Below are 14,705 nucleotides of genomic sequence, written 5' to 3'. Positions count from 1 at the left end.
TTGCCATTTGCGCAAAGTGGGCGGATGGTCAGTCGGAAGGCCCCTGCGCTTTTCGGCCGAGAACGTATCCGAGCTGGAATAGCGAGTCCACTTTGTAGTCGTCTCGCATTTCGGCTATATGCCGCGCCAGTGTTCGCTCGCTGATTCCCAGGCGTCGCGCGATGACCCGGTGATTGGTGCCCTCGAGCATCTGGTCAATGATCGTTTGGCGCAGGCGGGAAACCACCTGCTGCGGCACCGTTCGGTCACCCTCGAACTCCAGTGCCCGACTCCAGCATCGCTCGAATACCTCTTCGGCGAGGTAATTGACGACTGCAGGGTCATATATGAACGCCGCGAGACTCATGTCATCGCCGATCGGAATGACAGCTACCCGCCGGTTCATCACTATGAGCCGCGTGTAGGGCTCATCAAGGGTTCGATACTGGCCGCCAGCCTTGGCGAGGGTAGCCACGTAGTCCCTGGTCGGCTGGTGGTAGCGAGTGCTGGCATGGTAGATCGTCCGCATCTGGGTGCCACTGCGGAGCGTTTCTAGATCTTGCTTGATCATCCCGGCGAGAAGGTCCGGCTGCCGGGGCCCGCCGGGTTGAAGCGCCAGGGCCTCCTCCAGTCCGGATTCCCTGAACTGCTCGAGCCGCTGGCGGATAAGAGCCTTTCCTTGCACATACTCGATCGACCCTCCGGACTGCTTCGGGGTGTGGAATTCCCGAGTGAGTTCCTGCAGTTCGGAGGGGAGAGATATGGCGCGTGACAGGAGCTCCAGTGCCTGACGCTGCCACGAATGGCTGAGGCTTGCCGAGAGCTGTGTAGGGTCTGTGGCTACGAAGATTGTCGGATCGTCGCTGTCGGGCACGAGAAGGCCAATCCTTACCAGCTCATCCCGTGCAGAATCATTCTGATCGGCATTTGAGTCCAATGGCAGTTGACCATCTCCCCGGATGACGGCCAGATATAGCGCTCTTGCTGCTGCCGAGAGGACGGTCAAGCCAGCGGAAAGCGGCTGCTCTCGTTCACTCATCCGCGACTCCTTGCCGTTACGGTGATATCTGGGCCCGGCCAGCGCTGACGCCGAATCGAGTGTCAGCATGCCAGATCCGGCGAGCCCTCTGGAGAGGGAATGCGACCGCACTCTCTCACCAACACCCCAGCCGCCGGCACCCCCCGAACAGGAGGGAACCGGCGGCTGGGGAGGTGAGCAGTCCCCCGGGTCAGCGCTTGGGGCGCCAGACGACGAGGGCGCTGGACTGTGGGGTGGGGGGCTGGTACGGGACGAGGTCGCGGCGGTAGGAGGCGTGGACGGCGGCCTCGCGCTGCTGGAGGGCGGTGGCGGCGCCTTCGAGGGAGTCGGCCAGTTCGGTGATGCGGGCCTGGAGGGCGGTGACCTGGTTCTCCAGCTCGATGATCCGCTTGATGCCCGCCAGGTTGATGCCCTCGTCCTGGGAGAGCCGCTGGACCTCGCGCAGTTGCTGGATGTCGCGGGCGGAGTAGCGGCGGCCGCGGCCGGCGGTGCGGTCGGGGCAGACCAGGCCGAGGCGGTCGTACTGGCGCAGGGTCTGCGGGTGCAGGCCGGAGAGTTCGGCGGCGACGGAGATGACGTACACCGGGGTGTCCTCGGTGAGCACGTACTGCGGCGGGGCCGCGGTGGTGCGCCGGGTGCGGCGGGGGCCGTTGCCGGGCAGGCCCTCGCCGAGCCCGGGGCCGATCGGGCCGCCGGCGTCCATCGGGCTGGTCGGGTTCATCGGGTTCGGGGACATCTGGTCGTCACGCTCCCTTCGCCGCCCGGAAGAGGGCGGCTCGCGGGTCGTCGGAGGCGGTGGCCTCGCGGTACTGCTCGAGGGCGTTCAGCGCGTCGCCGGTGACGTGCTGCGGCACCACGACCTCGACGGTGACGAGGAGGTCGCCGCGGGTGCCGTCCTTGCGGGTGGCGCCCTTGCCGCGGGCGCGCATGGTGAGGCCGTTGGCGCTGCCCGGGGGCAGCTTGAGCTTGACGGCGGGGCCGTTGAGCGTGGGCACCTCGATGGTGGCGCCGAGGGTCGCCTCGGGGAAGGTGACCGGGACGGTGACGGTGAGGTTGTCGCCCTTGCGCCCGAACACCGGGTGCGGGTCGACGTGCACGGTGACGTAGAGGTCGCCGGGCTGGCCGCCGCGTTCGCCCTGGGCGCCCTTGCCCTTGAGCCGGATCCGCTGGTCGGCCTGGACCCCGGCCGGGATGCGGACCTGCATGGTGCGGGCGGAGCTGGCCCGGCCGCTGCCGTGGCAGTCGGGGCACGGGTCGTCGACGATCATGCCCCGGCCGCGGCAGTCCTTGCAGGGCTCGGAGAGCGCGAAGGCGCCCTGGCCGCGGCTGACGGTGCCGGCGCCGACACAGGTGGGGCAGACCCGGGGCGTGGTGCCGGACTTGGCGCCGGTGCCGTTGCAGACGCGGCAGGGGGCCTGGCTGGTCATCCGCAGCGGGACGGTGGCGCCGTCCACCGCCTCCTCGAAGGAGAGCGTCACCTCGGTCTCGACGTCGGCGCCGCGCCGGGGCTGGGCCTGCCGGGTGCCGCCGCGGTTGAAGAGCCCGCCGAAGACGTCACCGAGTCCGCCGCCACCGCCGCCCTGGCTGCCGCTGAAGAGGTCGCCGAAGTCGAAGCTGTAGCTGCCGGTGCCGGGGCCGCCGGTGCGGAAGCCGCCGTTGGCGAAGAGGCTGCGGGCCTCGTCGTACTCCTTGCGGCGCTTTTCGTCGGAGAGGACGTCGTACGCCTCGGAGATGTCCTTGAAGCGCTCCTCGGCCTTGGCGTCGCCCTTGTTCGCGTCGGGGTGGAACTCGCGCGCCAGCTTGCGGTAGGTCTTCTTGATCTCGGTGGCGGTGGCGTCCTTGGGCACGCCGAGGACCTTGTAGTAGTCCTTCTCCACGTAGTCCTTGCCACTCATGCGTCCACCTCGCTGCGCTCGGCAGCCGCTGAGCGGGACACGCACCCCTTGATGGTTCGCTCGCTGCGCTCGCTCACGGCTTCCGCCACCTCCCGATGTCCATCGTCACTGCGCTGTCAACAGCCCCCGAAAGAAGAGCCGTTGACAGCGCGCTGCGGAGTCGGCCGCCGTACTGGCCGGCAGGCGACTCCGCAGCGCACTGGTTGTCAGCTGTCACAGGTTGTCAGCTGTCCGAGCCACCGTCGGACTTGTCCGCGTCGGCGGGCTTGGCCTCGGCGTCCGGGCCGGACGTCGTCTGGGTGCCCGGCTGGGGCTCGGCCACGGCCACCATCGCCGGGCGGATGATCCGCTCGCCGATGCGGTAGCCGGGCTGGAGGATCTGCACGCAGGTGTCCTCGGTGACGTCCGAGGAGTAGCTGTGCATCAGCGCCTCGTGCTGCGTCGGGTCGAAGGGCTCGCCCTCCTTGCCGAACTGCTGCAGGCCCAGCTTGGCGACGACCGTCTCCAGGGACTCGGCGACGGACTTGAAGCCGCCCGTCACCTCGCCGTGCTCGCGGGCGCGGCCGATGTCGTCCAGGACCGGGATCAGGGACTCCAGGATGTTGGAGACCGCGATCTCGCGGACGGTCAGCCGGTCGCGCTCGACCCGCTTGCGGTAGTTCTGGTACTCGGCCTGCAGGCGCTGCAGGTCCGCGGTGCGTTCGGCCAGCTCGCGCTTGGCCGTGGCGAGCTCCTCGGAGCCCTCGCCCGCAGCTGCCTCCTCGGCAGCCTTGCCGGTGCCATTCACCTGGGCGGCCTCCTCGGCGGCGGAGTCGTCGCCGGGCTTGCCGCCCTGCGGCTTGTCCGTCATGCCGACGCACCGCCCTTGGGCTTCTCGTCGTCCACGATCTCGGCGTCGACGACGTCGTCCTCCTTGGCGTGGCCGGCCTCACCGGCACCGGCCGCGCCGGCCGCACCGGCGGCGTCGGCGTTGGCGTAGAGCGCCTGGCCGAGCTTCTGGGCGGTGGTGGAGACCTTCTCCGAGGCCTCGCGGATCTTCGCGATGTCCTCGCCCTTCAGGGCGTCCTTGAGCTCGCCGATGGCGGTCTCGACCTCGGTCTTGACGTCGGCCGGGAGCTTGTCGGCGTTGTCGGCGATGAACTTCTCGGTCGAGTAGACGAGCTGCTCGGCGGAGTTGCGGGTCTCGACGGCCTCGCGGCGCTTGTGGTCGTCCTCGGCGTACTGCTCGGCCTCGCGGCGCATGCGGTCGACCTCGTCCTTCGGCAGCGAGGAGCCGCCGGTGACGGTCATCTTCTGCTCCTTGCCGGTGCCGAGGTCCTTGGCGGCGACGTGCATGATGCCGTTGGCGTCGATGTCGAAGGTGACCTCGATCTGCGGCAGGCCGCGCGGCGCCGGCGGCAGGCCGGTCAGCTCGAACATCCCGAGCTTCTTGTTGTACGCGGCGATCTCGCGCTCGCCCTGGTACACCTGGATCTGGACGGACGGCTGGTTGTCCTCGGCCGTCGTGAAGATCTCGGAGCGCTTGGTCGGGATCGTGGTGTTGCGCTCGATCAGCTTGGTCATGATGCCGCCCTTGGTCTCGATGCCGAGGGACAGCGGGGTGACGTCGAGCAGCAGGACGTCCTTGACCTCGCCCTTGAGGACACCGGCCTGGAGCGAGGCGCCGATGGCGACGACCTCGTCCGGGTTGACGCCCTTGTTGGCGTCCTTGCCGCCGGTCAGCTCCTTGACGAGCTCGGCGACGGCCGGCATGCGGGTCGAGCCGCCGACCAGGACGACGTGGTCGATCTCGGAGAGCGAGATGCCGGCGTCCTTGATCACGTTGTGGAACGGGACCTTGCAGCGCTCGAGCAGGTCGGCCGTCAGCTGCTGGAACTGGGCGCGGGTGAGCTTCTCGTCCAGGTGCAGCGGGCCCTCGGCGGAGGCCGTGATGTACGGCAGGTTGATCGAGGTCTCGGAGGACGAGGACAGCTCGATCTTGGCCTTCTCGGCGGCCTCGCGCAGACGCTGCAGGGCCATCTTGTCCTTGGACAGGTCGACGCCGTGGCCGGCCTGGAAGACCTTGACCAGGTGGTCGACGACGCGCTGGTCCCAGTCGTCGCCACCGAGGTGGTTGTCACCGTTGGTGGCCTTCACCTCGACGACCCCGTCGCCGATCTCCAGCAGGGAGACGTCGAAGGTGCCGCCGCCGAGGTCGAAGACCAGGATGGTCTGGTCGTCCTTGTCCAGGCCGTACGCGAGGGCGGCCGCGGTCGGCTCGTTGACGATGCGCAGGACGTTCAGGCCCGCGATCTCGCCGGCCTCCTTGGTGGCCTGGCGCTCCGAGTCGTTGAAGTACGCCGGGACGGTGATGACGGCGTCGGTGACGGTCTCGCCCAGGTACGCCTCGGCGTCGCGCTTCAGCTTCTGCAGCACGAAGGCCGAGATCTGCTGCGGCGTGAAGTCCTTGCCGTCGATGTTGATCTTCCACCCGGTGCCCATGTGGCGCTTGACCGAGCGGATGGTGCGGTCGACGTTGGTGACCGCCTGGCGCTTGGCCACCTCGCCGACCAGGACCTCGCCGTTCTTGGCGAAAGCGACGACGGACGGCGTGGTCCGCGCGCCCTCGGCGTTCGTGATGACGGTGGGCTCGCCACCCTCCAGAACGCTGACGACCGAGTTCGTCGTGCCGAGGTCGATGCCGACCGCGCGTGCCATCGTAGATACCTCCACGGAAGAGTTGAGCTTTACAGGCTCAAGGATGCACGAGGGGCACGAACGAGTCAACAGCCATGAGTCCTGTCGACTCAACTTTGCTGCGGCTGCTCACCTACTGTTCGCCTTCTGGTCGTCTTCCTTGCCTCCCTCGTCCTCTTCGTTCCGTTTTTGACCCGAATGAGCGAGTGTGGTCTCACGTGACTGCCGCCATACCTTGAGCAGCTTCTGAATCGGTGCTAGTGGGCGATAGTGTCCGCCCGGTGGGTGGTTAAGTTACCCACGAGTACACTTGACCGACCTCTATCCTCACCGCCGCTGGAGTACGGAGAAGCCGGATGCAGCTAGCAGCGATCCTCATCTCACTGACGACGACCGTGGTCGGCGTGGCGCTGTTCGCTCGTGCCATCGCACAGATCTACCGGTTCATCCGGCTCGGCCAGTCCGTCCCGAAGGGCGCACGGATCAACGACCCGGTCGCCCGCACCGTGACCCTGATCCGGGAGTTCCTCGGCCACACCCGGATGAACAAGTGGGGCGTCGTCGGCATCGCCCACTGGTGCGTGGCCGTCGGCTTCTACGCGCTGATCCTCACCCTGGTCGGCGCGTTCGGGCAGCTCTTCGATCCGGACTACGAGGTCCCGCTCATCGGTGACTGGACGCCGTACCTGGTGTTCCAGGAGCTGCTCGGCCTGGTGACCTTCCTCGGCATCGCGGTGCTGATCGTGATCCGGCAGCTGAGCCTGCCGAACAAGTCGGGCCGCAAGTCCCGCTTCGCGGGCTCCAACATGGGCTTCGCGTACTTCATCGAAGCGGTCATCTTCATCATCGGCGCGGCCATCCTGACCCTGCGCGGCCTGGAGGGCGCCCAGCTGGGCGCCGACCACTACTCGGCCGCGTACGTGGTCTCGTACCCGCTGGTGAAGCTGTTCTCCGGGCTGAGCGTCGGCACCCTGCACAACCTGCTCTGGGTGGTCGCGACGATCAAGATCTCGGTCTCCTTCATCTGGATGATCACGGTCTCGCTGAACACCGACATGGGTGTGGCCTGGCACCGCTTCCTTGGCTTCCCGAACATCTGGTTCAAGCGCAACGCCGACGGCGCCGTGGCGCTCGGCGCGCTGCAGCCGATGACCTCCGGCGGTGCGCCGATCGACTTCGAGGACCCGGCCGACGACGCCGTCTTCGGCGTCTCCCAGGTCGAGCACTTCTCCTGGAAGGGCATCCTCGACTTCTCCACCTGCACCGAGTGCGGCCGCTGCCAGTCGCAGTGCCCGGCCTGGAACACCGGCAAGCCGCTCTCGCCCAAGCTGCTGATCATGAGCCTGCGGGACCACGCCTTCGGCAAGGCGCCCTACCTGCTGGCCGGCGGCGGCAAGGACATGGAGGGCACCGAGAAGGCCACCGCCGAGCAGCTCGTGGACGTCCCGGCGGCCGCGCTGGCCGAGGCCGAGCGCCCGCTGATCGGCACCGCCGAGGAGAACGGCGTCATCGACCCGGACGTGCTGTGGTCCTGCACCACCTGCGGCGCCTGCGTCGAGCAGTGCCCGGTGGACATCGAGCACGTCGACCACATCGTCGACATGCGCCGCTACCAGGTGATGATCGAGAGCAACTTCCCGACCGAGGCCGGGACGATGCTCAAGAACCTGGAGAACAAGGGCAACCCGTGGGGCATGGCCACCAAGGCACGCCTGGACTGGGTCAAGGAGCTCAAGAAGGAGACCGGCATCGAGGTGCCGGTGATCGGCGAGGACATCGACCCCGCCGAGGTCGAGTACCTCTACTGGGTCGGCTGCGCCGGTGCCCTGGAGGACCGCGCCAAGAAGACCACCAAGGCCTTCGCCGAGCTGCTGCACACCGCGGGCGTCAAGTTCGCCATCCTCGGCAAGGAGGAGACCTGCACCGGTGACTCCCCGCGCCGCCTGGGCAACGAGTTCCTCTTCCAGATGCTCGGTGCGCAGAACGTCGAGACCCTGAACGCCGCGCTCGAGGACGCCCCGACCAAGCGGATCGTGGCCACCTGCCCGCACTGCTTCAACACCATCGCCAACGAGTACCCGCAGCTCGGCGGTCACTTCGAGGTGATCCACCACACCCAGCTGCTGCAGCACCTGATCGACGAGGGCAAGCTCGTCCCGGTCAACCCGGTCGAGGGCCTGATCACCTACCACGACCCCTGCTACCTGGGCCGCCACAACAAGGTCTACAGCCCGCCGCGCGAGATCATGGACAAGGTCCCCGGTCTGCGCCAGCAGGAGATGCACCGCCACAAGGAGCGCGGCTTCTGCTGCGGCGCCGGCGGCGCCCGGATGTGGATGGAGGAGCGCATCGGCAAGCGGATCAACACCGAGCGGGTGGACGAGGCGCTGTCGCTCGACCCGGACATCGTCTCCACCGCCTGCCCGTTCTGCCTGGTGATGCTCTCCGACTCGGTCAACGGCAAGAAGAACGAGGGCGCGGCCAAGGAGCACCTGAAGGTGGTCGACGTGGCCCAGCTGCTGCTCGACTCGGTGAAGGCGACCCCGCCGGCCGAGGCCGAGGAGGAGCCCGCGACGGTGGACGCCTGACGGCGACCGCCGTGACCGTGGACGCCTGACGGCGACCGCTGTTCGACAGTTCTGCTACAACAGCCCGGCCCGGTGGACGCCGCCAACGCGCCCGCCGGGCCGGGCTTTTCGGTGCCCCGGGCGACGGCCGGCGGTACGGCGGGCGGACGGCGAGTGACGTCAATCGCACGGCCGCCGGACGGGCATCCGTTCGGAAGGAAATACAGTAGGCGCCGGACCGGCCGCGAGCCGGTCGACCCGTTCCGGACGGGTTCAGACCACCGACGGAGGTATCGGCCCGCCGGGCCGGGCCGCACAGAGCACAAGGGGAACAGCGCAGACCATGACCGAGGCGATCATGCTCGTCGGTGGTAAGGGCACGCGACTGCGTCCGCTGACCACCCACACCCCCAAGCCGATGCTGCCGGTGGCCGGCGTCCCGTTCATCGCGCACCAGCTGGCCCGCGCGGCCGCCGCCGGGGTCACCCGGGTGGTGCTGGCCACCTCCTACCTGGCCGAGGTGTTCGAGGACCACTTCCAGGACGGCACCCCGTACGGCATCGAGCTGGTCTACCTGACCGAGCGCGAGCCGCTGGGCACCGGCGGGGCCATCCGCAACGCCGCGTCCGGGCTGACCTGCGGCCCGGACGAGCCGGTCCTGGTCTTCAACGGCGACATCCTCTCCGGCCTCGACATCGCCGCCCTGCGCGACGGCCACGTGGCCGCCGGGGCCGACGTCACCCTGCACCTCACCCGGGTGGAGGACCCGCGCGCCTTCGGGCTCGTCCCGACCGACGAGAACGGGCGGGTGCTGGAGTTCCTGGAGAAGCCGGAGACCCCGGAGCAGATCGTCACCGACCAGATCAACGCCGGCTGCTACGTCTTCACCCGGTCCGTCATCGACCGCATCCCGGCCGGCCGGGAGGTGTCCGTCGAGCGCGAGACCTTCCCCGAGCTGCTGGCCACCGGCGCCCTGCTGCGCGGCGTCGTCGACACCTCGTACTGGCTGGACCTCGGCACCCCGGCCGCGTTCGTCCGCGGCTCGGCCGACCTGGTGCTCGGCAAGGTCGACTCCCCGGCCGTCCCCGGCCCGACCGGCGACGCCCTGCTGCTGCCCGGCGCCACCGTCCACCCCGGCGCGGTGCTCAGCGGCGGCACCGTGGTCTCCGCGGACGCGGTGGTCGAGGCCGGCGCGATCGTCGAGGGCAGCGTGATCCTGCCGGGCGCGGTGATCGGCCCGGACACCCTGGTCAAGGACTCGATCGTGGGCGCCTACGCCACCGTCGGCGACCGCTCGGCGCTGGACGGCGCGGTGATCGGCGACGGAGCGATCGTGGAGTCCGACAACGAGCTGCCGAACGGCATCCGGATCGCCTGCGGCACCCTGCTGCCGGTCGGCGCCGTGCGCACCACGGCCGGCCCGGGCGGCTGCCCGGCCGGCACCACCGCAGCCGCCGCGGTGCACGGGCCGTCGGTCACCGCCCAGCGGTAGCGCTCGCCGGGGCGGCTCCTGCGCGGGCCCCGGGGACGGCTTTCGGACCCGTTCGTCTCAGCCTCGCTGCAAACCGGCCCCGGCTCCGTCCGGGCCCGACGCGCACTGGGCCGGACGGGTACCTTCGGAGCGTGGTTGGTAATCGATACGACAGCGGTCAGGGTGCCGACCGTCCGCACGGCGGATGGCCGGCCCCTCCGCCGCCGCAGGCGGGGGCGCCCGGCGGGTACGGGCGGACGGACGGGCCGGAGTACTTCACGGCCGCGCACCCGACGGCGGCCGCCGGTCCGGGCGGGTACGGCGGTTCGGCCGGGCACGGTGGGTCCGGCGGTCCGGCCGGTCCGCGCGGTTCGGCCGAGGGCCCGGGGGGCACGGTCGGCGCCGGCTACGACCCGTACGCGGCCGACCGGCCCGGCAACACCCGGGCCTTCCCGCTCGGCGACCCGTACGAGCAGCAGCCGTACGGCCAGGACCACGGCCACTACGGCCGACCGCCGGCCCAGGGACACTACGAGGACGGCGGCTACGGGCAGCAGCCGCCGTACGGTGGCCAGGACCAGCAGCCCCCACCGCCGTACGGCCAGGACAACGTCACCGTCTACCGCGCCGGCGGCCAGTCCGCCCCGCACGTCAGCGGGCCCCGGCCGCAGTGGCGCGAGCTGTTCGTCGGCATCTTCCGCAGCCCGACCGAGACCTTCGACCGCACCCGCGACCACCAGGTCTGGCTGCCCGCCCTCACCGTCTCGCTGCTGTACGGCGTGCTCGCGGTGCTCGGCATCGGGCTGACCCACGACGACATCGTCGACTCGACCTTCTCGGTCGCGCTGACCGGCCTGTGCGCCGCGGCCGTCTGCTTCACCGTGGTCGGGGCGGTCTTCGGTGCCGTCACCTACGCGCTGGCCCGCCAGCTCGGCGGCGCCGGCCCGTGGAAGTCGACGATCGGCCTGGCCGCGCTGATCGGCTGGCTGACCGACGCGCCCCGGCTGCTGATCGACCTGGTGCTGCCCTCCGGCAGCGCGGTGGTCCAGGCCGTCGGCTGGGCCACCTGGATGCTCTGCGCGTACCTGCTGACCGGCATGGTCCGGCGGGTGCACGACCTGCCCTGGGGCAAGGCGGCGGCCGCCGCGGCCGTGCAGCTGGTCGCGCTGCTGGTGCTGATCAAGCTGCCGACACTGGGCTGAGGGGCGACGGGCACAATGGTGGGCGGGTCCGGCCGGTAGGCGACGGGGCCCGCCCACCCCCGTCCAGCCCCAGCCACCGGAGCGCGCCATGACCCTCCCCACCACCCACGTCAGCTTCCCGGCCGGGGCGGTGACCGGCGAGTCCCCGGTGCTGGCGGTGCACCCGCTGGCGGACGGCCGCTACGCGGTGGTGACCGAGTCCACCCCGTTCCACCCGCTCGACCACACCTGGCCCGACCAGCCCGCCGACCACGGCACCCTCACCGTCGACGGCACCGAGCTGGCCGTGGTGGACTGCCTCACCGGCGCGGTCGGCCCGGAGGGCGGCGCCCCGCTGGTCGGCGCCGAGATCCCGGTCAAGCGCGGCGACGAGGAGTGGTCCTGGCTGGTCCTGCACGTCCTCGACACCGACCCCGGCGACCTCACCGGCCGGACCGCCACCCTCGCCGTCGACGCCGAGCGCCGGGCCGCCCTGAGCGCCTCGCACAGCGGCTGCCACCTGCTCGCCCTCGCCCTCAACGCCGCGCTCGCCCCGCGCTGGCGCAAGGACCCGGGCCGTTCGGACGCCTTCGGCAACCCCGACTTCGACAGCCTCGCCATGGCGAGCTCGGTGATGGACACCCAGGCCAGCACGGACACCTACCGGCTCGGCAAGTCGCTGAAGAAGAAGGGCTTCACCGTCGACGCCACCGAGGAGTTCCCCGCCCTCGCCGACGCCCTGCCCGCCCTCACCGAGGCCGTCAACGCCCGGCTCGCCGCCTGGGTCGCGGCCGACGCCCCGGTCCGGATCGACGTCCCCGGCCCCGAGCTCACCGCCCGCCGCCAGTGGCACTGCGAGCTGCCCGAGGGCGGCGCGCAGATCTTCTGCGGCGGCACCCACCTGCACCACCTCGGCGAGCTCGCCGAGCTGACCACCGAGCTGCGGCTGTCCGAGGACGGCGCCGAGCTGGTCGCGGTCACCAGCCCGAAGCGGGCCTGACGCCGGAGGAAACGCCGCGGGCGGCCACCCCCTCGCCTGAGGGGATGGCCGCCCGCCGTGCGTGCACTCCGTCTTGGTGCGGTCAGGGTCTTGGTGCGGTCAGGATCCTGGTGCGGTCAGACCTGGCTGCGGTGGAAGTTCAGGTACGAGCGGGACGGCGTCGGCCCGCGCTGGCCCTGGTAACGCGAGCCGTAGCGCTCGGAACCGTACGGGTGCTCCGACGGCGAGGAGAGCCGGAACAGGCACAGCTGCCCGATCTTCATCCCCGGGTAGAGCTTGATCGGCAGCGTCGCGACGTTCGACAGCTCCAGCGTCACGTGCCCGCTGAAGCCGGGGTCGATGAAGCCCGCCGTGGAGTGGGTGAGCAGGCCCAGCCGGCCCAGGCTCGACTTGCCCTCCAGCCGGGAGGCCACGTCCTCGGGCAGCGTGATGACCTCGTACGTCGAGGCCAGCACGAACTCGCCCGGGTGCAGGATGAACGCCTCGTCGCCGTCCGGCTCGACCAGCCGGGTCAGGTCCGGCTGCTCCTCGGAGGGGTCGATGTGCGGGTACTTGTGGTTCTCGAACACGCGGAAGAAGCGGTCGAGGCGCACGTCGATGCTCGACGGCTGGATCATCGCCGGGTCGAACGGGTCGATGACGACCCGGCCCAGGTCGATTTCGGTCCGGATGTCCTTGTCAGAGAGCAGCACGCTTCGAGGTTACGTGCACGACGGGGCCCCGGACGAATCCGTCCGGGGCCCCGGTGTCCTTCCGCCGGCCGTCAGGCCAGGAACTCAGCGGCCTCCAACCGCATCGCCCGCGCCAGTTGGGCCGTGGACAGCTCCCGCACATCGGCCAGCACCGAACTCCGGAGCCGTCCGCACTGCGGACAGCGGATCAACCGCCCGGGCCCGAGCCGGCCCGGACCGAGGTTCTGCATCGGGAACGTGGTGGTGCTGAACAGGTGCCCCTCGGCACAACGAACGACGGCGCGCTGCTCCATCGATCCCCTTCCCATCCCTAACCCAGTACTCACCCGTACTCATCGCCCCGGCGGCCAGGCCTCGGGACAGCGTCACATTAGGGGATGTTCCGGACATTCCACACCGTGGCTCGCCGCCCCGACCCCACACCCACCGGAGCACTCACACGCGGCCCAAACAGTACGCCCCCCGCCCACCCCCACCCGGCTCCGCCACGGCCCCGAACCAGCCGTGCAACCACAGCGGCGGATGGGGTACAGTGGCACTGGATCGAGCGGTCTCTGACGGCTCATCAGGCGGGCGTAGTTTAATGGTAGAACATGAGCTTCCCAAGCTTAGAGCGCGAGTTCGATTCTCGTCGCCCGCTCCACTACCGAAGGCCGTAGGTCATATGACCTACGGCTTTCTTGTTTGTCCGGAACAATTCGATCCCGCCGTGCAGATTCGTGCCAGAAGGCCGCCGGGGCCGCGGAAATCGGGCGTTCTCGGCGGTTGTTCTCGGGTGTCACCAGGTGATGGCACCGTCCATCGACTGCTGCCAGTAGGTGACCTTGAGGGAGTCGTCTACGTAGGCGCCCTTCGCGGGCAGCGGCGGGTGGGCCCTGCGCCGACGCTCTCGTTGCCGGACGGACCCAGGAAGTAGCGGACACGGTCGTCCTGGAGGCGCTGCACGTGCGGATCATCATCGAGGGCGCGCCGCTCGCCTGGACCGCCTACTCCATGGGCGTCGGCTGCGGCGGCGGTTCGACACCAAGTCCTTCGACATCGACTTCGACCGGGGCAGTCCGGTGATCACCGTCAATGGCGGGTGGCGCGACTTCCCGTACAAGGTCGGCAAGTCCGATCCGGAGGTCTTCTACGTCACTGTGCACACCAAGGCGCACGAAGTCCGCCGGGACCTCATGCCGGACTGGTCCAGCGGCAGCCGCCGCGACACCGTGCACATCGACAACAACGGCACCCCGTTCCGCACCGGCGCCGAGGTCGGCCGCCCCGGCTACTGCTACCCGCTGGGCGGCGGCGAGTGGATCAAACGAGAAAGCGGGTAGGACACGGGCAGGCTCCCTCGACCGGTGAGGCGGCACCCGCCTGCTGCGCCTGCTGGTCGATTGGTGGGGAAGGGGCGCCTGCCAGCGGCGGGCGAAGGACGGAACTGTCCGTGCCCGGCCACCGTCCAAACAGTGACGGAATGCCTGCCCGGGTTGAATGCCGGGAGGAGTACGGAGGGGGCCTGTGCAGTCAGGTGGTGCCGAACTGAACCTCGGACGCTCGGACGGCTTCCGCGGTGGCGCGCCGGTCGCGCCGGACTGGTGGCCGGTGCTGGCGCCGGATGTGACGGTCGATCAGCTCGATGCCGCGGAGCACTGCGAGATGCTGCTCCGGGACACCATGGCGGCCGTTCGGCCGGCGACGGTGTGGCAGGAGACGGTGCCGCGGGCGGGGGTTCGGCTCTCCGCGCCGGGGCGGCGGGGGCCGGAGGTGCTCTGGTACGTCACCCGGGGGCGGGACCTGCTCACCGTGGTATCGCCGGGCCGACGGCCGGAGTTGGCGCGGATGGTGGAGCGCCAGTGGCGGTGGCGCGGGTGGACGATCACCTCGCTGAACGCCGGGCGGGACCGGCCCGGGGTCGCCGCGACCAGCCGTTGTGGCTCCCAACTGGTGCTGTGCTTCGGTGAGTTCGGTGAGGTGCGGCTGACCGCGAGTCTGCTCGGGGTGGCCGGCTCGGATCGGGTGCCGGCGCTGCCGGGAGCCGGCGAGCCGGACCCGGCGCCGCTGCCCTGGGTGCACTGCTCGTACTGGAGCGCGCCGGTGTGATGGGGCGGGACACCGGGGGAGGCGTGGAGCGGGTCCGCCCGCCGTACAGTCCCGGGCCGCCGCGGCGGTGGTCTTCGACACCCTGCTGCACTTCCCGCGGATCGCCCTGCGCACCGC

The 14,705-nt window shown here is 70.1% G+C and carries 11 protein-coding genes, 1 tRNA gene and 2 pseudogenes; 7 read left to right on the top strand and 7 right to left on the bottom strand.

The annotated features are described in order from the left end of the window. Positions 1 to 28: 28 nt before the first annotated feature. The 5 genes from ACWCYO_RS00070 to dnaK form a co-directional block, all read right to left on the bottom strand. Positions 29 to 1,018 carry a helix-turn-helix domain-containing protein gene (locus tag ACWCYO_RS00070; RefSeq protein ID WP_270145822.1) on the bottom strand — a complete coding sequence of 330 codons (990 nt, stop codon included), beginning with the start codon at positions 1,016 to 1,018 and terminating at the stop codon, positions 29 to 31. Between the two features lie 190 nt (positions 1,019 to 1,208). Continuing rightward, on the bottom strand, positions 1,209 to 1,754 hold the full coding sequence (locus tag ACWCYO_RS00065; protein ID WP_270145824.1) for a heat shock protein transcriptional repressor HspR: 546 nt from the start codon (positions 1,752 to 1,754) through the stop codon (positions 1,209 to 1,211). A 7-nt stretch (positions 1,755 to 1,761) separates the two neighbouring features. Further along, on the bottom strand, positions 1,762 to 2,913 hold the full coding sequence (gene dnaJ / locus ACWCYO_RS00060) for a molecular chaperone DnaJ (RefSeq protein WP_449782867.1): 1,152 nt from the start codon (positions 2,911 to 2,913) through the stop codon (positions 1,762 to 1,764). Positions 2,914 to 3,136: 223 nt separating this feature from the next. Continuing rightward, on the bottom strand, positions 3,137 to 3,763 hold the full coding sequence (gene grpE, locus ACWCYO_RS00055) for a nucleotide exchange factor GrpE (protein ID WP_270145828.1): 627 nt from the start codon (positions 3,761 to 3,763) through the stop codon (positions 3,137 to 3,139). Beyond that, positions 3,760 to 5,610 carry a molecular chaperone DnaK gene (gene dnaK, locus ACWCYO_RS00050; RefSeq protein ID WP_270145829.1) on the bottom strand — a complete coding sequence of 617 codons (1,851 nt, stop codon included), beginning with the start codon at positions 5,608 to 5,610 and terminating at the stop codon, positions 3,760 to 3,762. The genes grpE and dnaK overlap by 4 nt, the downstream gene beginning before the upstream one ends. Before the next feature lie 335 nt (positions 5,611 to 5,945). Here dnaK and ACWCYO_RS00045 point away from each other — a divergent pair, with 335 nt between their 5' ends. From ACWCYO_RS00045 to ACWCYO_RS00030, 4 genes and pseudogenes are all read left to right on the top strand, one after another. Beyond that, entirely contained in the window at positions 5,946 to 8,177 is a 2,232-nt protein-coding gene (locus ACWCYO_RS00045) for a (Fe-S)-binding protein (RefSeq protein ID WP_449782866.1), read from the top strand. Between the two features lie 322 nt (positions 8,178 to 8,499). Further along, positions 8,500 to 9,564 (top strand): annotated as a pseudogene (locus tag ACWCYO_RS00040) (sugar phosphate nucleotidyltransferase); the annotation flags it as partial. Positions 9,565 to 9,779: 215 nt separating this feature from the next. Beyond that, on the top strand, positions 9,780 to 10,829 hold the full coding sequence (locus ACWCYO_RS00035) for a YIP1 family protein (RefSeq protein WP_270145833.1): 1,050 nt from the start codon (positions 9,780 to 9,782) through the stop codon (positions 10,827 to 10,829). A gap of 88 nt (positions 10,830 to 10,917) precedes the next feature. Further along, positions 10,918 to 11,808, top strand: coding sequence for a metal-dependent hydrolase (locus tag ACWCYO_RS00030; RefSeq protein WP_449782865.1), 891 nt, complete (start codon positions 10,918 to 10,920; stop codon positions 11,806 to 11,808). A gap of 116 nt (positions 11,809 to 11,924) precedes the next feature. Here ACWCYO_RS00030 and dcd read toward each other — a convergent pair whose 3' ends face one another. Together dcd and ACWCYO_RS00020 are read right to left on the bottom strand one after the other, a co-directional pair. Next, entirely contained in the window at positions 11,925 to 12,500 is a 576-nt protein-coding gene (gene dcd, locus ACWCYO_RS00025) for a dCTP deaminase (protein ID WP_030278387.1), read from the bottom strand. A gap of 71 nt (positions 12,501 to 12,571) precedes the next feature. Further along, positions 12,572 to 12,793, bottom strand: coding sequence for a hypothetical protein (locus ACWCYO_RS00020; RefSeq protein WP_360227361.1), 222 nt, complete (start codon positions 12,791 to 12,793; stop codon positions 12,572 to 12,574). 276 nt (positions 12,794 to 13,069) lie between these two features. Here ACWCYO_RS00020 and ACWCYO_RS00015 point away from each other — a divergent pair. The 3 genes and pseudogenes from ACWCYO_RS00015 to ACWCYO_RS00005 all read left to right on the top strand — a co-directional run bounded on the left by ACWCYO_RS00015 (position 13,070) and on the right by ACWCYO_RS00005 (position 14,588). Next, a tRNA-Gly gene (locus ACWCYO_RS00015) sits at positions 13,070 to 13,143 on the top strand. A gap of 275 nt (positions 13,144 to 13,418) precedes the next feature. Next, positions 13,419 to 13,822: pseudogene (locus ACWCYO_RS00010) on the top strand (transcriptional regulator); the annotation flags it as partial. A 184-nt stretch (positions 13,823 to 14,006) separates the two neighbouring features. Further along, on the top strand, positions 14,007 to 14,588 hold the full coding sequence (locus ACWCYO_RS00005; protein WP_449782864.1) for a hypothetical protein: 582 nt from the start codon (positions 14,007 to 14,009) through the stop codon (positions 14,586 to 14,588). Positions 14,589 to 14,705 lie beyond the last annotated feature (117 nt).

The organism is Kitasatospora sp. NPDC001683, from assembly GCF_053596495.1.
Note: the sequence above shows the minus strand (reverse complement) of the source record. Positions and strands in the feature narration are given on the sequence as shown.